The sequence below is a fragment of the Brevundimonas sp. KH_058 genome (assembly GCF_057838505.1).
The window spans coordinates 1622550-1641686 of record NZ_CM174469.1; the positions used below are offsets into that span (position 1 = coordinate 1622550).

Consider the following 19137-nt stretch of genomic DNA (forward strand, 5'->3'; position numbering starts at 1 on the left):
GATTTCCCTAAGCATGGCGTAACAATGGTGACTGAAACGCAAACAGGGGGGCGCGAAGACCCCCCCTGTCGCATTTCTCAAGTCGTTCTGAAGATCAGAAGGCTTGGATGTTGACGCTCAGTTGGCCTTCGTAGGCGCCGGCGAGCAGCGACTTCGACGGAACGGGGATGTTCACGTTCAGGGCCATGGCCGACTTCCAGGCGCCGTGGCTGGCGCTGGTGGAGTTGGCGTTGGCGGCCAGGTTGATCCAGTTGCCGTTGGTCGCGGCGGCCGTGGAGCCGACGGCGCCGGCGGTGTACGAACCGGTGACCGAGTAAGGCAGGCTGGCCTGGAAGACGTTGGAGTCGTAGCCGGCGCCCGAGTTGTTCACCAGGCCACGGATGTCGTTCTTGGACACGGTGACGGTGTTCGAGGTGTTGCAGCCGGCCAGGTTGGTGTCGATCGTGACGTTGGCGGGCGCGGTCATGTCGAAGGCGTTGGCCGGGCCGGTGTCGTCCGAGGCGTAGATGCCGATGGTGCCGAAGTCGATCGTGGTCGAGGCGTTGCCGGTGTAGTAGGCGCAGTCCGTCGACACAGCGCCCTTCAGGGTGAAGGTCGCGCCGTCAGCGTTCGAAGCCGTGCCGTTGTTGTCGAACGAGCGACCGACAACGTGCCACGACGACGTCGCAGAGTTTCCGTTCTGGGCATTGGCCAGATTTTGAGCCGGCGTGAACTGAGCGGTCGGAACGGTATAGGTCGTACCGCCGATCGTCTGTTGACCCTTGTTGATGGTGCCCGCTTGAGCAGCCGAGGCCAGAGCCAGAGCGGCGACGCCGGCGAGAAGAGCTTGAAGCTTCACAGTAGTGTTCCTTGGAAGGAGAAGCGGGCGCCGGCGATATGCCGACGCCCTTTGGTCTCAAGTCGTTCTGAGGATCAGAAGGCTTGGATGTTGACGCTCAGTTGGCCTTCGTAGGCGCCGGCGAGCAGCGACTTCGACGGAACGGGGATGTTCACGTTCAGGGCCATGGCCGACTTCCAGGCGCCGTGGCTGGCGCTGGTGGAGTTGGCGTTGGCGGCCAGGTTGATCCAGTTGCCGTTGGTCGCGGCGGCCGTGGAGCCGACGGCGCCGGCGGTGTAGGTGCCGGTGACCGAGTAAGGCAGGCTGGCCTGGAAGACGTTGGAGTCGTAACCGGCGCCCGAGTTGTTCACCAGGCCACGGATGTCGTTCTTGGACACGGTGACGGTGTTCGAGGTGTTGCAGCCGGCCAGGTTGGTGTCGATCGTGACGTTGGCGGGCGCGGTCATGTCGAAGGCGTTGGCCGGGCCGGTGTCGTCCGAGGCGTAGATGCCGATGGTGCCGAAGTCGATCGTGGTCGAGGCGTTGCCGGTGTAGTAGGCGCAGTCCGTCGACACAGCGCCCTTCAGGGTGAAGGTCGCGCCGTCAGCGTTCGAAGCCGTGCCGTTGTTCGCGGCCGAGCTGCCCGAGATGGTGATCAGCGAAGTGCTGCTGTTCAGGCCGGGGTTCAGCAGGTCAGCGACCAGAACGGCAGCCGTGTTGTTTGTGGTGTTCTGAAGGTTCACCGGGCCGATGAACGGGATGTTGACCGTCGTGTTGGTGGTCACCGAACCTTGATAGACGGTGTCGGCCATGGCGGGGGCGGCGATCAGAGCCAGCGCAGCAGCGCCAGCCATCAGGGAAGCGAACTTCTTCATTTCAGTCTCTCCAAGCGAATGATTTCGCGAAAAATAGTCGATCGAGGCGGCAGTCCCTCCCCGTCCGATCGGGATGGACTTAACGCTTCCTTAACAAGTCCGTCAACAGTAAAAAACGTTGTTAGCTATGATTACGCAACTATTCGCCTCTAAGGCGATAACACTACTTTTACTCAACTCAAGCAAAAGCCTATTCGCGCTCATTGAAGTAAACCAACAATTCTTCAGTGAAGGAACGAATGCTGTACGAAATCCTTCAGACGCGTGGCGTTACTGTCACCGTCAGGGTTTCCGTGTACTGCCCAGCCAAAAGACCCGCGCCCGCGGGTTGACGGGTCCGAAACTCGATCTTGCCGCCACCCGCGGCGATGCCGTCGCCGCTGCTCAGCATCCCGGTGTGGTCGGTGCTGCTGAAACTGGCCTGCACCATCCGCGGCGCGGGGCGCAGGGTCGGCACGGTCAAGGTTACGTCGTAGGGCAGGACGCCCGAAAACGGCCCCTCGCCTTGCGGCTTGGTGACATGGGCCAGGCCGCCGCGCGCCGAGGTGACGCCTAGGTCGAACGGAACATTGCAGTTGAATCCGAACAGGGCCGTGGCGCGCTCGCCGCCCGTCAGTTCGCCGAAATCGATGTCGCCGCCGCCCTGGATCTCACAGCGCGGAACGATCTGGCCGGTGACGGTGACGTTCAGGGTCTTGCCCACGTCGAGGTTGTCGACGGCCGGCTTCGCCGAAGCCGAGGATGCGGCGACCATCAGCGCGGTCGCTCCCAGCACGAAGCAGGCGCGTCGATACGCGCGGAGTCGCAATGTTCTACCGTTCATTTCCCCAACCCCATTTCCGCCCAGAGGACGGTCCGCCAGCCCCGACGGATCGCCTCACCCCCTCCAAGAGTCATGCCATCCCGAATCGATACGTTCGGCGGCAAGCAAGCCTTGGTTAACAAATCGTTAACAGCGCCGCTCTACGCCTAAGATCGGCTTTACGCAACGAATTCTGCGACTCGCACCGTCAAGCCCTTGCTGTGTCGGCATTCAACCATAGGGCGCGGGTCGTTCAGCCTTCTCCAGAACCTCGCGACTCCGCCTCCATGCATCTCATCATGAGGGCGCCCCCGGCGTGTCCTAAGGGCAAGGCCGCGATAGAGATCTGCCCTACGTGTGCCAATATGATACAGTTGAGAACCGCTAGCGATCACGTTGACGGATGATGCTGTTGTCTGCCTTGACGCTTGGAGACGAGAAATGCGCTTCGGTTGGCGCCAATCGGCCCAGCTACTTCGGCCACACGAACCTTTAACCGCACCGCGGATACAACCTGAGCGAGTTTATCGAGGTCGTCATGGGCAGGCACGGCTCCATCTCTCAGGCTAGGTCCCGGCGCGAAGGCGCGGCGGCGGTGGAGTTTGCGTTGGTGGGGCCGATCCTGGTGCTGCTGCTGATCGCCATCGTCGTCTATGGCGGCTGGTTCCTGATGGCCCAGTCGGTTCAGGCCCTGGCGTCGGAAGGCGCGCGGGCGGCGGTGGGCGGGCTGGATGCGGTCGAGCGCGACGGGCTGGCGCGGCGCGAGGTGACGGCGGCCGTGCGGGGCGTGGCGCTGGATCCCGATAGGATGACGATCGAGGTGGCGGAGGAGGCCGGGCGGCTGCGGGTCGTGGTGGTCTATGATTCCGGCGACAGCCTGGTCATGGCGCTGGGGGGCATGCTGCCGCGTCCGCCGGTCGTCATCCGGCGCTCGGCGGTGATCCATGTGGGGGACTACTCGTGAGCGCCTGGCGTAAACGCTTCGGCGCGGATCGGCGCGGGGCGGTCGCCGTGATCGCGGCCGTCGCGGGGGGCGTGCTGTGCATCGTCACGGCCGTGACCATCGATCTGGGCGTGCTGGTGCTGCACACACGACGGGTCCAGGGGGCGGCGGATCTGGCGGCCCTGTCGGCGGTTCAGAACCTGTCGCGGGGCGAGGCTGTCGTGCGCCAGGCGTCCTCTGCGACGGTCGAGGCCAATGTCGCGCCCGACGTGTCCGTGACGGTGGCGACCACGCTCGGCGTCTATGCGCCGGACCCGGCCAAGGCGCGCGACGCGCGGTTCACGGCGGGCGGCGAGACGCCCAACGCCGTGCGGGTTCAGGTGACCAGCCGCGCGCCCCTGTTCTTCAGTCGCCTTCTGCTGGGCCGGGATCAGGTGCGTGTGACGCGGCGCGCGACGGCCTCGGCCTCGACCGGCGCCCCGCCCAAGGCGATGTTCTCCATCGGCTCTCGCCTGGCGCGGCTGGACGGCGGGGTGGCGAACCAGGTGCTGAGCGGCCTGACCGGCTCAAAGGTCTCGCTCAGCCTCATGGACTATCGTCGGCTGGCGGACCTGGACGTCAATCTGCTGGGTTTCACCGACGCCCTGGCGACGGATCTGGACATCGAGATCGGGGACTACGACCGGCTGCTGGCGACCGATGTCGATGCCGGCCGGGCGCTGAAGGTGCTGGAACGCCTCGCGGGCGGAGACGACGGCGGCGTCCTGGGCCGGCTGGCCTCGGCCTCGGTCGGAACGAAGGTGAAGCTGGGCGATCTGATCGGCGTAGAGGCCCAGTCGCCGCAAGGGATCCGCGAGGGGCTGGATGCGTCCGTCTCGGCCATGGACCTGGCCATGGCGATGCTGGAGGTCGGGGGCGGGGACCGCCAGATCGCGCTGAACCTGGGCGTGCCCGCCGGCCTGGCCGATCTGAAGACCAGCCTGGCCATCGGCGAACGGCCCAACCGTTCGCCCTGGCTGACGGTGACGGCGAACGGCCAGCCGATCATCCGCACGGCCCAGGCGCGGCTCTATGTCCGTGCACGGACGGCCCAGGCCCTGTCGGGTCTGGCGAAGGTCGAGCTGCCGATCCTGGTCGAGCTGGCGGCGTCCGAGGCGCGGCTGAAATCCCTGTCCTGCGATCCCGCGCGGTCGGTCGAGGTCGAGGTGCGGCCGGGCCTGGCGCGCGCTTCGATCGGCGTCGTGGACGAGACGAAGCTGGACGATTTCAAGACGGGCCTGTCGCCGCGCCCCGCCACCCTGCTGTCGGCCCTGGGTCTGGTCGGCATCACCGGCAAGGCCGACATGGAGGCGGCCGATCCAGGCTTCAAACCCCTGAGGTTCGACGCCGCCGACATCGAGGCGCAGCGGATCAAGACCGTGGCCTCGCGCAGCTTCGCCAGCGGCCTGGTGTCCAGCCTGTTGGGGCGGCTGAACGTGGATGTGAACGTGGTCGGACTGGGGCTTGGCCTCGGCGATCTGACCAAGGCTCTGGGCCGGCTGCTTGAACCGCTGGGCCCGGTGCTGGACGGCGTTCTGAACCCGGTGCTGGACGTGCTGGGGCTCAGGCTGGGCGAGGCCGACGTGGCGGTTCACGGCCTGTCATGCCCGAGCGAAGGCCGGTCGACGCCCCGTCTGGTCGGCTGAAGAAATCAGCCGTGCGCGGGGCGCAGGCCCTCGGCCGAGGCCTGCTGCACCGCCGGGCGCTTCTGACCGCCCGAGGCGATGATGCGGTCGATGCGGGCCTTTTCGGCGCGGAAGGCGGTCAGGTCGGCGCCGGCCAGTTCGGTGCCTTCCTGGGTGCGCACGCCGGCGGGATTGATCCGCTGGCCGCCGCGCCACAGTTCATAGTGCAGGTGCGGGCCGGTCGAGGCGCCGGTCGAACCGACATAGGCGACGATCTGGCCCTGGCTGACCCGCTGGCCGGCGCGGATGCTCGACCCATAGCGCGACAGGTGGCCGTAGCCGCTTTCGAGGCCGTTGTTGTGCCGGATGCGCAGCCAGTTGCCATAGCCGCCCCAGCGGCGGGCCTCGACCACCACGCCGTCGGCGGGGGAGACGATCGGCGTGCCGGTTCCGGCGGCGAAGTCGATGCCCTGGTGCATCTTCTTGTAGCCCGAGATCGGGTGGGTGCGGAAGCCGAAGCCCGAGGACACCCGGCGGAAGTTCTGCAGCGGCGTGCGCATCATGGCAGAGCGCAGGTTCTTGCCGTTGGCGTCGAAAAACTGGGCGTCTTTCGCGCCGGCCGGCTTGAAGCGATAGAAGGTGACGCCGCGCAGTTCGGCGTACATCAGGTCGCCCACGTCCACGGTGCGGCCGGCCTCGGTCACTTCACGGTCGAAGACCATGGTAAACTCGTCCGACGAGCGGATGTCGCGCTGCATGTCGAACTTGGTGGCGAACAGGCGGCTGGCGGAACGCACGATGGTGGCGGTGGCGCCCAGTTCGCGGGCGCTGGCGGAGAGGGACCGCTCGACGTCGCCCTTCAGCACCACGGTCTCGTGGGTGACTTTTTCTTCCAGCGAACGCAGGCGAAGGGCGCCGTCAAAGCTGCGCGACACGGTCAGCTGGGACGCCGGGCCGGTGCGCATGGTCAGGCCGATCAGACGGGCGTCGCCCCGGCCGTCACGCGGCTTGGCGATGGCGGTCTCGAACTTCAGGCCGGCGCGCAGGTCGGCTAAATCGAAGGCGTTGGCGACGGTGGCGGCGACGGCGCTGGCTTCTTCCGGCGCGACGCCGGTGCGGGCGACGGCCTGCTCGAAGGTTTCGCCGCGGCGAATCTGGACGTTGACGGCCTCGGGCGCGGTCATGCCGGCGGGCGCGTTGGCGGAGGCGAAGGCCTGGGCTTCCATGGCGGCCATCTGGGCCGAGGTCAGCGCGGGAACTTCTTCGGCCTGAGCGGGTTGATAGGCTCTACCGGCGAGCATCGCCACCGAGATTGCCGCGACTGCAGTAAGCATGTGCGGCGCGAGCCGCATCGGCTGGCGGCGTGGGTCGAACTGAGCCATCGGTCCCCGTCGTATTGCGACGCCTGCGGCGCCAAAGCGTTACTCGTTCTCGAAGATCGCGCCGATCGCCCATGGCGCGAGGGCGGTCCTATACCTGTTCTGTCTCAGTTTGGGAAGACAGACTGTTACAAACGGTTAACATGCGCATCACAAACCGCAACGCGCAGCCAGGCTTCGACTCGCACGATGCCCCTTTATCGCCCAGCTTCACCGCCAAGGAACGCCCGCCGAACGCCGGCGGTCACGCTTTGATCTTGTGCTTGGGGTCAGGATGACGAAGGTGGTCGGCGACCTGTTTCAATCCCGCGATCGATCCGCTTGACCGACACCCCCGCCCAGACCTCCGCCCCAACGCCCAAGGGCCAGTCACCCACGGCAAAGCCGCGTCGCCGCGTCCTGCGCGCTGTTGCTGTTGGGGTGCTGATCCTGGCGCTGCTGCTCGGCGTGGCGGCAGCCGTCCTCTATCTCAACCGGCGCGCAGTGGCGCGTGACGTTCTGGTCGGCTGGCTGGACCAGCGCGGCATCCAGGCCGATGTCGAGGTCGAGCGGGTCGAGATCGACGGCTTCGTCGGCCGCATCCGCATCGGCGATCCCAAGAATCCCGATGTCGTGGTCGAGCGGGCCGAGGTCGATTACGCGCTCGCCCTTCCGTGGTCCAGGACCGGCCTGGGCGTCACGCCCAGCCGCATTCGTCTGGTCCGGCCGGTGGTGCGCGCCAGCTGGAAGGGCGGAAAGCTGTCGCTGGGTTCGCTGGACCCGCTGGTCAAGGAGTTCACCGGCGGCCCGCCGCGCCCGGATTCGCGCAGTCCTCTGGTCATAATCGAGGGCGGTCGCGGGCGGCTGGACACCGAATATGGGCCGGTCGAGATCCTGGCCGACGCCCGGATCGACGACGGCAAGCTGATGCGGCTGGCGGCGCGCCTGCCCACGGCGGCGCTGAAGAGCGGCGAGGTCGAGGCGCGGGGTCTGTCCGCGACGCTGGACCTGACCACCACGGGCGATCGGGTGGCGCTGCGCCTGCTGGCGGCGGCCGACGCCTTCACCACGCCCGCCGCGCGAGGGCAGGGGCCCAATCTGACCCTGACCGGCGACCTTCCCTATCCCGATCTGAAGACCCGGCGCGGCGACGGCCGGGTGGTTCTGGACGCCCGCCTGACCGGCGCGAGCCTGGGGACCGAAACCGTCGGCGCGCGTAACGCCGACGTGACGGCCCAGTTCGACGGCGTCGTCTCCGGCTGGATCGAGACCTTCCGGCTGGAGGGCGCCACGACGACCGCATTGAAGGCGGCGGCGGTCCAGGGCGCGGACCTGCGCATCGCCGATGTCGCGGCGACGGCGCAGAACGCCAAACTGACCGTCTCGCGCGACGACGCCCTGCGCTGGAGCGTTGAGGCGCCCCTGTCCCTGACGGCCGCCTCGGGCCGGATGGGTCAGACGAATGTCAGCCGCCTGTCGCTGACCTCGCGCGCCCTGACCTTCGGCGGCAAGGATGCGGCCTTCGAGGCGACCGGCCCGGTGAGCGCGACCTTCGACCGCTTCGGCTTCGGCGACTTCGCCTTGAAGCGCGGCCGCGCCGACCTGGATCTGGATGTCGTCAGCGACGGCGTGATCCAGATCGGCGCCGATGGATCCCTGCGCGCCGCCGACGGCGCCTGGCCCCTGTTCGGCCCGGTCGGTCCCGACGACATCGCCGAGCTGGCCGAGATGAAGCGGGCGTTGGGAAGCTTCGCCCTGAACGCCCCGGCGATCCGTTTCGCGACCGGCACGGCCGGAACCACGGTCGCCCTGGCGCGCCCCGTGACCCTGACCCCCGCCAACGGCGGCGTCCTGACGGTGGCCCAGGCAGGCGAGGGCGCCTATCAGGCCGAGCCGGGACGACCGGGCGGCGGCGCGCTGAACGTCACCGCGACGCGCGGCAAGGGCCTGCCGGAGATGACCGTCGCCGTGCCGAACTGGCGCCTGACCGAGACCGGCTTCGAGGCCACGCTGGACGGCCGGGCCCGTCTGGATTTCGACCTGGCGCGCGGCATCGACGCCCGGACGCGCGGCGTCCTGGCCATGGCCGACGGCCGGCTGACCTATGCGACCCCGGACTGCGTGGATCTGACGGTCGAGCGGCTGGAGCTGGACGAGAACGACGTGCATCAGGTCGCCGGGAAACTGTGCCCCGCCGGCGGTCCGTTGCTGACATCCAAGGACGGCGTCTGGCGCGTCGTCGGCGCCTTTGACCAGGTCTCTGCCCAGGCGCCCTTCCTGGGCATGCGGTTCGCCGACGCCTCGGGCCGGGTCACGGTCGATGGAACCAAGGCCGGCGTCGGCCTGACGGCGAACGTCACGACCGCCCGCGCCATAGACGCCCTGACCCCCACGCGGTTCGAACCCCTGGCCGCCACCGGCCAGGCGACCCTGGCCAAAGAACGCTGGAGCGGCGCCTTTGATCTGAAGGGCACGGGCGAGGCGGCGGCGCATACGCTAGGCCGCCTGACCCTGGCGCACGATGGCCGCACGGGTTCGGGCGGCATCGTCATCACCGCCCCCAATGTGACCTTCGCCGAACACGGCCTTCAGCCGGCGATGCTCAGCCCCCTGGCCGCTGACTTCCTCGCGTCGCCGGTGAATGGCTCCGTCAGCTTCGACGGCCGGTTCGACTGGACCAAGGAGGCCGAGCCGACCTCCAGCGGGCGGCTGGTCACGCCGGGCCTGGACTTCGTCAGCCCGGCCGGCGCGGTCAAGGGCCTGCGCGGCGACGTGGTCTTCAGCAGCCTGACCCCCCTGATCACCGCCCCGAACCAGAAGTTGACGGCTGACAGTCTGGCGGTCGGCACGGCGGTCACGGCCCTGGACGTGACCTTCTCCGTCAACGAAGCGGGCGTGCTGATCGACGGCGCTCAGGTCGTCGCCGGCGGCGGGACGGTCTCGGTCGAGCCCTTCACGGTCCCGCTGGACGCGACCCAGCCCTACAGCGGCGTCATCGTGCTGGACCGGGTGCAGCTGGGCGACATCGTCGCCGACACCGGCTTCGACGACAAGGTCAAGCTGGACGCCGTGGTCTCGGGTCGTCTGCCCTTCATCATGGACCCCAAGACAGGCCTGCGGATCACCGCCGGGACACTGGGCGCGGTCCAGCCGGGCCGGCTGTCGATCAAGCGCGAGGTCCTGACCGACGTCAATGCGGGCGGCGGCGGCGAGGAACTGCCCTCCGGCATGGTCGAGGATCTGGCCTATCAGGCGATGGAGGACCTGTCCTTCGACGTGCTCAGCGCCGATGTGAACAGTATGGACGGCGGCCGGGTCTCGGTGCTGTTCCACATTCGTGGCCGCCACGATCCGCCCCAGCGCCAGGAGCTTCGCCTGACGATCGCCGAGCTGATCAGCCGCCAGTTCCTCAACCGCAAACTGCCCCTGCCGTCGAACACCCAGATCGACCTGACGCTGGACACGACCCTGAACGCCAACCAGCTGATCTCGGATCTGCTGGCGGTCAATCGCGCCCGGCAAGGCCAGCAAGAGCCGGACCCGACGCCGGCTCCTGCCGATTGAACTTCACCATTCAGCGCGCGTTCACTTGGCGACGTGCTATTAGACCCATCATTCTCGGCCGTACCGGAGTCCACGTCATGATCCACAAGCGCCAACTGGCCGGCCTCGGCTTCGGAGCGGTCGTCGTCGCTCTCGCGGCCTGCGCCCCGACCATCCGTCTTGAGGTCGCGCCGATCCAGATCTATGCCAAGCTGGATGCCGACGTGCGCGTCCGCCTGGATCAGGAGCTGCAGACGCTGCTCCAGCAAAACCCCAACCTCTTCTGATTTCCCGCTTCTCTTCTGAAAGGGACAGGCTGACATGACCTTCCGCAAACTCTTCGTCATCGGCGCCGCTGTGGCCGCCATGGGTATCGCCGGGGCCGCCATCGCCCAGACCGGCGCCCAAAAGGCCCAGATCGACCAGGCCAAGGCCGCCGGCACGGTCGGCGAACAGGCCGACGGCTTCTTGGGCTTCCGCACCCCGACCTCGGACGCCGGCCTGCGCGCCGCCGTCGACGCCACCAACGCCGGCCGCCGCGCCGCCTACGCCCGCAGCGCGACCGACGCCGGCACCTCGGCCGATGTCGCCGGCGCCCGGATGTTCGAATCCCAGCTCCTGCCCCGCATCTCCTCGGGCCAGTGGTACCGCAACGCCCAGGGCCAGTGGGTCCAGCGCTAGGTTAGCCCCCTAATCCGCTCATCCCGGCGAAAGCCGGGACCCAGTGCTTTCGCATCGCCGGTGCGTGGGATGACCACCGACCTTCGATCTTAGGCGCCTTTCGCCCAAAGGTCTGGGTCCCGGCTTTCGCCGGGATGAGCGGGAGGAGAGCGAGAATGGAGCCTCGTAGCCGCCGAAGCCTCTAGCCATCCTATTTGACGAAAGAGACAGCCGCTTTTTCAGCCTGTTGGATCGCCGGATCGTCATCTTCCTTAGCGCCACGTCGGACCGGGTTATGATGCATGCCCGGTCTTTGACATCGCCATCCCCACGACTTGGACTCTTGGACTCGTTAGACTGTTTTTTCGGAGTCCAACTTCGTCGTGCAAATTGCACCTTGTTGCACCAGTGCAATTCGAGGCCGAACTTTACTTAAACGAAAACAACGCGCTGACGTGAATTTGCACGACTTGCACTGTTTTTCCGTTGGAGTGCAATTCCGCCCTAACCGCCTCGCCGGATCAGGCCGCCGCGCGTCTATCCAGCAGCGCAGGCAGTAAGAGCCCCTCGGCCAGCGCCCTGACCACCGGCACGGCGACGGCGTCGCCCATCAGCTTCAGCGCCGCGCTTTCGCTGGACGGCAGGCGATAGTCCTCGCCCACCCCCATCAGCCGCGCCGCCTCGCGCCCGGTCAGGCGCCGCACCCGCGCCCGGCCCTGATCGCACACCACCACATATTGCCGCGACGACCCGCCGGCCGGCGTCCTCAGACATCCGGCCAGGCCGTCGAACCGAACCTCCAGCCGCTGGACCTTCTCGCCGTCCTCGGTCCGCACACGCCGATAGGCGGTTCCGACGCAGCGCCGGCCCGAGGCCACGGCCGCTGCGATCCGGGCGCGGTGCAGCGGCCCGGCCAGGGCCAGGATGGCGTCCGCATCCTCCAGCCATTTCACGTTCTCGTCCGGCTCCAGCACCGCCGCCAGATCCAGATTGCGTTGCGACGGCGCGGGCAGGGACCACCAGGCCCAGGCCGCCTTCACCGCCTCGGGCAGGCGGTCATGGGCGGCGATCAGGCGCGGCGAATGAAAGGGCGACACCGGCCCAGCCGCACGCGGCGCCTCGCCCCTCACGGCGACCACGAACAGCCTCGGCCGCGACTGGGGCAACCAATGGGCGGCGTCCATCTCCAGCGCCCCGACCGTGTAGCCCGCCTCGGTCATGGCAGCGCACACGGCTGCGAAATCCCGACCCTGACCTGAGGTCAGCAGGCCGATGACGTTCTCCAGCACGATCACACGCGGGCCGCGCCCTTCGGCCGCCAGACCCTGCATCAACCGCCAGAAGCCCCAGAAGGCGCCGGATCGTCCGGCCTCCAGCCCGCCCCGCGCGCCCGCCAGGCTGACGTCCTGACAGGGCGACGAGGCCCACGCCATGTCCGGCCGCCCCGGCAAATCCTCGACCGTCAGGCCCCAGACATCCCCTTGGCGAAACGGCGTGTGCGGATGATTGGCGACGAAGGCCCGCGCCTTGGCCGCATCCATGTCGTTGGCGAAGACCGTGTCTATGCCTGCGGCCGACAGGCCCAGACCCGCCAGGCCGCCCCCGGCGAAGAACTCGTAGGCGCTGGGGCGAATCGACATCCCGCCAGCATAACCCAGGCTCCGCCCTTGACCGAGGCCGCACGCAACCACACCTGCGCAAGGACGAAAGGGAGGCCGTCCATGCGTTTCATATTGCCCGTTTTGCTGGCCGGCGCCGCCCTGGCCGGCTGTTACGACCGCGAGGCCAACGCACCCAAGGCCGCATCTGCGCCCGAGACGGCCGCGACCCTGGGCGGCGTCGATCTGGGCAAGCCGGTGCGCGCGCTCGGCGCCGAACCCTTCTGGGGGGTGGAGATCACGCCCGACGCCCTGATCTACACCCGCGTCGATCAGCCGACCCAGCGTGCGCCCAATCGTGGCGCGACGGTTCAGGGGACGGTCGCCACCTTCGCCAGCTCCACCGACCTGAACCAGGCCTTGAACGTCGTCCTCATCGCCACCGAATGCTCGGACGGCATGAGCGACCGCACCTATCCGCTGACGGCCAAGGTCGAGATCGGCGACGACACCCTGACCGGCTGCGCCGCCCCGGCGTCGATGCTGACGGCGCAACCCGCCCCCTGATCCTTCACCACCATTCGGCGTCGCGCAGCATCCGGGCGTAGCGGCGGCTGACCGGCGCCGACAGGCCGCCGTCCAGCGTCAGGGTCGCCCGGCCGTCGCCGCGCTCGACCCCGCGCACAGCCTCGCGCGCCACCCACCAGCTGCGGTGCGTCTGGGCGCCCTCCAGCCCTTCCAGCTCCTCGACCGCATCCGACAACCGCATCAGGATCAGGTCCGATCCCCGGTCGGTGTGGATGCGCAGATAATGGTCCTCGGCCTGGACCGCGCGGATCTCAGCGCCCTTCAGCTTCATCGGCAGGCGTTCGAGAAACCGCACGGGCCGGGCCGCCGTCTGTGGCGGCGACGCATGGGTCTGAACCGGCCGGGCGCGCCCCAGGAAAACGTTCAGCGTCGTGACCGCCGCCGTCACCACCACGACCGGCACGACCACCTGAGGCAGCACCGCCAACGGGTACAGGCGCTGGGCGAAGAACAGGCCCGTCGCGGCCCAGACGAGGACGCACGCCGGCCCGGTGATCATCACCACCATGACCGCGATGGTCAGCCACGGCCGCTCGTCCACGTCCAGATACCGGCCGACCCATGCGGCGCACAGATGGCCCCACAGCCCGCCCAGCACCATGACCACGACCCAATAGGCCAGCCGTGGCCCGAACGCCGCGCCCGCCGTCCCGAACGCCCCGGTCATCGCCAGGAAGACGCCGCCCAGAACGGCGACGATCAGGCCGCGCAGGAACGTGCGGCGGCGGTCGGCGGCAAGGGGTGTCATGGCGGCTTTCGGCATCGGAAGATCGCGCCTTGAGACCACGATTTCCCGCCCGTTGAAAGGAGGGGGCGAAAGACAGGTGGGCGTTGGCGCAGCACAGATGGGCGTTGGCGAAGCGCGGGATGTGCGGCCGGACGCGGCAAGTCAGGACGGTGCAAACGGAGATTTCCCATGCCTCGCCTGTCCCGTCTCGCGCCGTCCGTCCTGGCCCTCGCTCTGCTGATAGTCCCACTCGTCGCCTATCTGGCGGTCGATGACGGGCGGCTGGCGCGGATGGGATTCACACCGCACGTCCCCGACTGGCGCCTGCTGCTGACCTCGCCGCCGGCGATCCAGATCCACGTCGCCGCCGCCCTGACGGCCCTGGCGATCGGCATCGTCCTGCTGATCGGGGTCAAGGGAAATCGACTGCACCGGACCCTGGGCTGGATCTGGGTGCTGGCCATGGCGACGACGGCGGTCAGCTCCTTCTTCATCCACCGGCTCAATCCGGGCGGTCCGGGCGGCCTGTCCCTGATCCACCTGCTCAGCGGCTGGACCGTGATCGCCCTGCCGATGGCCGTCCATGCCGCGCGTCGTCACCGCATCGCCGACCACCGGCGCGCCATGACGGGAATGTTCGTCGGCGGCCTGATCGTCGCCGGCGCCTTCACCTTCCTGCCCGGCCGGCTGATGTGGGCGATCTTCTTCGGTTAAGGCCGGCGCGGCGACATCCCGACCACGGCGCGGAAGCCGGCGGCGGCGAACCGGACCATATAGTCGCCCGCCGTCTCCAGATCGCCAGATCGCGCCCGGCCGTTCGACAGCCGGTCCAGCCGCCCCGTCTCGCCCAGCGTCAGGGTCAGGGCGCCCGACAGATTGTGATAGCCCCAGTACAGATCGACTTCGCTGGCGTCCGGCAAGACCACGGCGATCAGTTCGATCAGCCGGTGGATGGCCGGGTCGAAATATCGGGCCATCGTCTCGCCGCCGAAACTGGGGTTGGCGTTGGTCTGGGCCACCAGGGCGGAATAATGTTTCCAGCCCGGCCCGCCCTTCAGCGACCATTCGAACGGCGGTCGTAGGAAGGCTTCGAGCAAGCCCTCCAGCGTCATGTCCGCCCCTGCCGTCTCGGCATAGCGGTCGATGGCTGAGACCCGGTCGGCGTTCCACACCTCTGCCCGTCGCAGGAAGACGGCGTCGAACAACTCGCGCTTGGCTCCGAAATAGTAGTGCACAAGTGCGGTATCCACGCCCGCCTCGCGCGCCACCTCGCGGATGGTGACGCCATAGAAGCCGTGCTTGGAGAACAGATCCTCGGCCGCGTCCAGGATCAGGTCGCGGGTCTCGCCCGCCGCCTTGGCCTGGGCCTTGGGCGGACGACCCCGACGGGCCGGCGCAGCGCCCGCCGCCTTGCGACGCACGGCGGCGGCGGGGCGGGGTGTCGGGATTGCGGCGTCCGGCTTGCTCATGCGGCAAGGCTTAGGCGCGACCTAACCCCGGTGCAACGGCGCCACGCTCGACAGCTCAAGTGACCTTGCGTCAGCACAGCGTTTGACAGCCGGGCGAAACCCGGTAGGTTCCGTGAAAATCATTGAACGCTGAATAAAAGCGTCAATCGGGCTGGAAACGACAACAAGGGGTCTAGGATCATGAACCGTCATGTGAAGTGCGCGCTGCTGGCCGGCGCGGCGTGGGGCGTGCTTGCGGGGGCCTCGGTCGCCCAGGACGCAGAGGCGACCGCTCAAGCGGCCAACAATCAGGATGCCGCCACAGTCGACGACATCGTCGTCACCGCGCGCCGTCGTGCCGAAAGCCTGCAGGACGTGCCGGTCGCCGTCACCGCCGTCAGCGGCGAACAGCTGGAGGCGCGCGGCGCCCTGGACATCACCGAACTGGCGCGCTCGACGCCCAGCCTGACGCTGAATGCCGCGCGCGGCTCGAACTCGACCCTGATCTCCTTCATTCGCGGCGTGGGCCAGCAGGATCCGCTGTGGGGCTTCGATCCCGGCGTGGGACTGTATATCGACGACGTCTATGTGGCCCGCCCGCAGGCCGCCGTTCTGGACATCTTCGACGTGGAGCGGGTCGAGGTTCTGCGCGGCCCGCAAGGCACCCTTTACGGCCGCAACACCATCGGCGGCGCGATCAAATACGTCACCCGCCGCATCGACGCCGATGAGCCCGAAGGTCGCCTGCGCGCCTCCTACGGCAGCTATAACCAGCGCGACGTGATCGCCAGCGCCCAGCTGCCTTTCAGCGACGAGTTCAAGGTCTCGGCCGCCCTGGCCCGCTATCTGCGCGACGGCTACGGCAAGAACCTGAACACCGGCAACGAACACTACAACAAGGATGTCACCGCCTTCCGCGCCAGTGCGGAATGGACCCCGACCGACAGCCTGTTCTTCCGACTGGCCGGCGACCTGGTGAACGACGATTCCAATGCCCGCCACGGTCACCGCGAGGCCGCGCCGTCGCCGTCGGACCCCTATGACACCAACGCCGGAGCCGGCGACAAGAACCGCGTCCAGACGCGCGGCGTGTCGCTGACCGGCGAATGGGAGATGAGCGACCTGCTGACCTTCAAGTCGATCACCGCCTATCGCGACGGCTTCACGCGCGGAAACATAGACTTCGACAACCTGCCGGGGCCGATCCTCGACATCCCCGCCGCCTATGACGACGACCAGTTCAGCCAGGAGTTCCAGGTGGTGGTCAGCGCGGGCCGTCTGAACGGCGTCGCCGGCGTCTTCTACATGGACGCCAACGCCTCGGGCGCCTTCGACACCGTCGTGGGCCTGGCCAATCTGACCACCCTGACCTCGGGTTCGGTGGCCACCAAGAGCTACGCCGCCTTCGCGGACTTCAGCTATGACGTGACCGACGCCCTGTCGGTCTCGGTCGGCGGTCGCTTCACCAAGGACGAGAAGGAAGGCACGGTCTTCCGCCAGCAGTATCTGGGCATCCGCAGCCCCTATTTCGGCAACAACGCCGCCGTGCCGCTGGGCGCGCCGCGCACCAACTACACCCGCACCCGCGAGTTCGAGAAGTTCACCCCGCGCGTCTCGGTCAACTACAAGTTCGGCCCGGATCTGACGGCCTATGCCTCTTGGGGCGAGGGCTTCAAGTCCGGCGGCTTCGACATGCGCGGCGATGCGGTCCTTTATCCCGCCACCGTCAACGGCTATGCGCCCGAGACCGTCGAGACCTACGAAATCGGGCTGAAGGGCTCGCTGCTGGATCGTCGGCTGACCTTCGCCACGGCGATCTTCGATTCCAGCTATGAAGACCAGCAGATCACGACCCAGTATCCGGCAGGCGCGACCATCGCCTCGGTGGTGGACAACGTCGGCTCGTCGTCGATCCGAGGCTGGGAGTTCGAAGGTCGTCTGCGCGCGACCAGCGCCCTGACGATCAACGCCTCGCTCAGCTATATCGATGCCAAGTTCGACCAGTTCCTGGCCTATATCCCAACCGGCCCGCTGAACGCGACCTGCCCCACGGCGGTCGGGTGCTTCGTGGATGTGTCGTCGCAACGCGATTTCCAGAATACCCCGGAATGGACCGGCTCGATCGGCGCGACCTACAACTGGTTCATGGAGAACGGTTCGTCGATCGCCTTCATCCCGTCGGTCGCCTATCGCGGCGCCTACCAGCAGTTCGAGACGGCGGCGCCGCTGCTCGATCAGGACGCCTACTGGATGTATGACGCCAGCATCGTCTGGACCTCGTCCGACGACCGCCTGACCTTCGGCGTCCACGGCAAGAACCTGGGCGACGAACGCTACCGCGTCGGCGGCTACAACTTCCCCGGCGCTTTGACCGGCAACTCGATCATCGGCTTCTACGGCCCGCCGCGCACGGTCACGGCCACACTGGGCCTGAAGTTCTGATCCCTATCCAAAACGCCTGACGACGAGGGGCGGCGGTCTCCGGGCCGCCGCCCTTTTGTTTGCAGTGAGCAGAGTTGCGGCTAGGCTCGTCTCAACGAACAAGAAGATGCCGAGGGAAACGCCGATGACGACGGATACGCTGACGGCCCGCGACAAGGCGGTCGAGGACAAGGTGCGGCCCGAACGGCCCGGCTATCGCTACTATGTGCTGGCGGTCCTGATTCTGATCTACATGCTGAACTTCCTGGATCGCCAGATCATCGGCATCCTGGCCGCGCCGCTGAAGGAAGAGTTCGGCATGTCCGACAGCCAGTTCGGCCTGTTGGGCGGCATCGCCTTCGCCTCGGTCTATTCGACATTGGCCATTCCCCTGGCCTGGATGGCGGACCGGTTCAGCCGGGTCTGGATCATGACCGGCGCCCTGGCCGTCTGGTCGGGCTTTACGGCCCTGTGCGGCATGGCGGGCTCGTTCGGCCAGCTGTTCCTTTGCCGGATGGGCGTGGGCATCGGCGAGGCGGGCGGGGTGGCCCCGGCCTATTCCCTGATCGCCGACTATTTCCCGCCGCATCAGCGGGCGCGCGCCATGGCCGCCTTCGCCTTCGGCATTCCGCTGGGTATGGCGGCGGGCACCCTGGTCGGCGGCCTCTTGGCCGCGACCTACGGCTGGCGCACTGCCTTCATCGTCGTCGGTCTGCTGGGCGTGCTGGTCGCGCCGCTGTTGCGGCTGACGGTGAAGGATCCCAAGCGGGGAGGGACCGATGCGGTCAAGACCGAGGCTCAGGTCGCAGCCTTGGCCGCCGCCCCCGTCGGCACGGACAGGGCCGGCAAGATCGCCGCCCAGATCATGCTGGGTCTCGGCACCGGCCTGCTGATCCTCGGGGCCTTGAGCTGGTTGATGGGCACGTCGTTGGGCAATCCGCTGGTGCTGGCGTTCGGCGGCCTCTTGGCGGTGGTGATCGGCATATCCCTGATGATCGCGCGGCGCACCGCCTCGGTGGTGATCCGTAAGCCCAGCTTCTGGCTGCTGGGCCTGGGTGCGGCCTCGTCGTCGGTGTGTGGCTACGGCGTCGCCGGCTGGTTGCCCCTGTTCTTCATGCGCAGCTTCGACCTGACCCTGAAACAGACCAGCATCTACTATTCGGGCATCGCGCTGATCGGCGGCATCCTGGGCATCTGGCTGGGCGGCATGATCGCCGACAAACTGTCGAAGAAGGGCAAGGGCGCCTATCCGCTGACGCCGGCCATCGCCTTCCTGATCTCGGCGCCGTGCTTCATCCTGGCGATGAATTCGCCCTGGCTGATCGGCCTGGTCCTGCCCGGCGGCGGCAGCCATGCGCAGCAGCTGACCCTGGCCTTCCTGATCTTCTTGTTGCCTACGGGTCTGAACCTCGCCTGGCTGGGTCCGATCACGGCGGCGGTCCAGCATCTGGCGCCGGCGGCCATGCGCTCGACGGCCTCGGCCCTGTTCCTGTTGCTGAACAATCTGCTCGGGATCGCGGTCGGCTTCTACTATTTCGGCTGGATGAGCGACCTGCTGGCGCCGCGCTTCGGCGACGAGAGCCTGCGCTGGGCCATCTACACCGGCATGGGCTTCTATGTGCTGGCGGCGATCCTGCTGATCGGGGCGTCGCGCACCCTCAAGAAGGACTGGGTCGACTAAAGGGGGGCTGTG

General features: G+C 67.7%; 16 protein-coding genes. 9 read left to right on the top strand and 7 right to left on the bottom strand.

All coding sequences use genetic code 11. The annotated features are described in order from the left end of the window. Nucleotides 1-94: 94 nt before the first annotated feature. The 3 genes from AC3ISA_RS07700 to AC3ISA_RS07710 form a co-directional block, all read right to left on the bottom strand. Entirely contained in the window at nucleotides 95-838 is a 744-nt protein-coding gene (locus AC3ISA_RS07700; RefSeq protein ID WP_489180007.1) for a hypothetical protein, read from the bottom strand. A 74-nt stretch (nucleotides 839-912) separates the two neighbouring features. After that, the gene (locus AC3ISA_RS07705; protein WP_489180008.1) at nucleotides 913-1692 is read right to left on the bottom strand and encodes a hypothetical protein; all 780 of its coding nucleotides are present in this window, start codon (nucleotides 1690-1692) and stop codon (nucleotides 913-915) included. A 256-nt stretch (nucleotides 1693-1948) separates the two neighbouring features. Further along, nucleotides 1949-2446 (bottom strand): hypothetical protein, encoded by a 498-nt coding sequence (locus tag AC3ISA_RS07710; protein WP_489180009.1) that lies wholly within the window; start codon nucleotides 2444-2446, stop codon nucleotides 1949-1951. 643 nt (nucleotides 2447-3089) lie between these two features. On the opposite strand from AC3ISA_RS07710, the gene AC3ISA_RS07715 reads away from it, so the two are divergent. Together AC3ISA_RS07715 and AC3ISA_RS07720 are read left to right on the top strand one after the other, a co-directional pair. Continuing rightward, the gene (locus AC3ISA_RS07715; protein WP_489180010.1) at nucleotides 3090-3458 is read left to right on the top strand and encodes a TadE/TadG family type IV pilus assembly protein; all 369 of its coding nucleotides are present in this window, start codon (nucleotides 3090-3092) and stop codon (nucleotides 3456-3458) included. Further along, on the top strand, nucleotides 3455-5122 hold the full coding sequence (locus AC3ISA_RS07720; protein WP_489180011.1) for a TadG family pilus assembly protein: 1668 nt from the start codon (nucleotides 3455-3457) through the stop codon (nucleotides 5120-5122). The genes AC3ISA_RS07715 and AC3ISA_RS07720 overlap by 4 nt, the downstream gene beginning before the upstream one ends. 5 nt (nucleotides 5123-5127) lie before the next feature. On the opposite strand, the gene AC3ISA_RS07725 is transcribed toward AC3ISA_RS07720, so the two are convergent. Next, nucleotides 5128-6483, bottom strand: coding sequence for a M23 family metallopeptidase (locus tag AC3ISA_RS07725; protein WP_489180012.1), 1356 nt, complete (start codon nucleotides 6481-6483; stop codon nucleotides 5128-5130). A gap of 318 nt (nucleotides 6484-6801) precedes the next feature. Here AC3ISA_RS07725 and AC3ISA_RS07730 point away from each other — a divergent pair, with 318 nt between their 5' ends. The 3 genes from AC3ISA_RS07730 to AC3ISA_RS07740 all read left to right on the top strand — a co-directional run bounded on the left by AC3ISA_RS07730 (nucleotide 6802) and on the right by AC3ISA_RS07740 (nucleotide 10683). After that, complete coding sequence (locus AC3ISA_RS07730) at nucleotides 6802-10023, top strand: intermembrane phospholipid transport protein YdbH family protein (protein ID WP_489180013.1); 3222 nt, start codon at nucleotides 6802-6804, stop codon at nucleotides 10021-10023. 77 nt (nucleotides 10024-10100) lie between these two features. Further along, nucleotides 10101-10289, top strand: a complete 189-nt coding sequence (locus AC3ISA_RS07735) for a YnbE family lipoprotein (protein WP_159847615.1) — start codon at nucleotides 10101-10103, stop codon at nucleotides 10287-10289. Nucleotides 10290-10323: 34 nt separating this feature from the next. Then, entirely contained in the window at nucleotides 10324-10683 is a 360-nt protein-coding gene (locus AC3ISA_RS07740) for a YdbL family probable chaperone protein (protein WP_372694736.1), read from the top strand. Between the two features lie 500 nt (nucleotides 10684-11183). Here the strand turns inward: AC3ISA_RS07740 and AC3ISA_RS07745 are convergent, their stop codons facing one another. Then, complete coding sequence (locus tag AC3ISA_RS07745) at nucleotides 11184-12302, bottom strand: DNA cytosine methyltransferase (RefSeq protein ID WP_489180014.1); 1119 nt, start codon at nucleotides 12300-12302, stop codon at nucleotides 11184-11186. 81 nt (nucleotides 12303-12383) lie between these two features. On the opposite strand from AC3ISA_RS07745, the gene AC3ISA_RS07750 reads away from it, so the two are divergent. Continuing rightward, nucleotides 12384-12827, top strand: coding sequence for a COG3650 family protein (locus AC3ISA_RS07750; RefSeq protein ID WP_372694732.1), 444 nt, complete (start codon nucleotides 12384-12386; stop codon nucleotides 12825-12827). 4 nt (nucleotides 12828-12831) lie between these two features. Here the strand turns inward: AC3ISA_RS07750 and AC3ISA_RS07755 are convergent, their stop codons facing one another. Further along, on the bottom strand, nucleotides 12832-13596 hold the full coding sequence (locus AC3ISA_RS07755; RefSeq protein WP_489180015.1) for a LytTR family DNA-binding domain-containing protein: 765 nt from the start codon (nucleotides 13594-13596) through the stop codon (nucleotides 12832-12834). 168 nt (nucleotides 13597-13764) lie between these two features. Between AC3ISA_RS07755 and AC3ISA_RS07760 the strand changes: the two genes are divergently transcribed. Continuing rightward, complete coding sequence (locus AC3ISA_RS07760) at nucleotides 13765-14289, top strand: DUF2306 domain-containing protein (RefSeq protein ID WP_489180016.1); 525 nt, start codon at nucleotides 13765-13767, stop codon at nucleotides 14287-14289. Here AC3ISA_RS07760 and AC3ISA_RS07765 read toward each other — a convergent pair. Next, nucleotides 14286-15044 (bottom strand): TetR/AcrR family transcriptional regulator, encoded by a 759-nt coding sequence (locus AC3ISA_RS07765; protein ID WP_372694726.1) that lies wholly within the window; start codon nucleotides 15042-15044, stop codon nucleotides 14286-14288. The two genes, AC3ISA_RS07760 and AC3ISA_RS07765, sit on opposite strands and share 4 nt — an antisense overlap. A 180-nt stretch (nucleotides 15045-15224) precedes the next feature. Between AC3ISA_RS07765 and AC3ISA_RS07770 the strand changes: the two genes are divergently transcribed. After that, a complete protein-coding gene (locus AC3ISA_RS07770) occupies nucleotides 15225-17465 on the top strand; it encodes a TonB-dependent receptor (protein WP_489180017.1) in 2241 nt (746 codons plus the stop codon). A 124-nt stretch (nucleotides 17466-17589) separates the two neighbouring features. Then, a complete protein-coding gene (locus AC3ISA_RS07775) occupies nucleotides 17590-19125 on the top strand; it encodes a spinster family MFS transporter (protein ID WP_489180018.1) in 1536 nt (511 codons plus the stop codon). Nucleotides 19126-19137 lie beyond the last annotated feature (12 nt).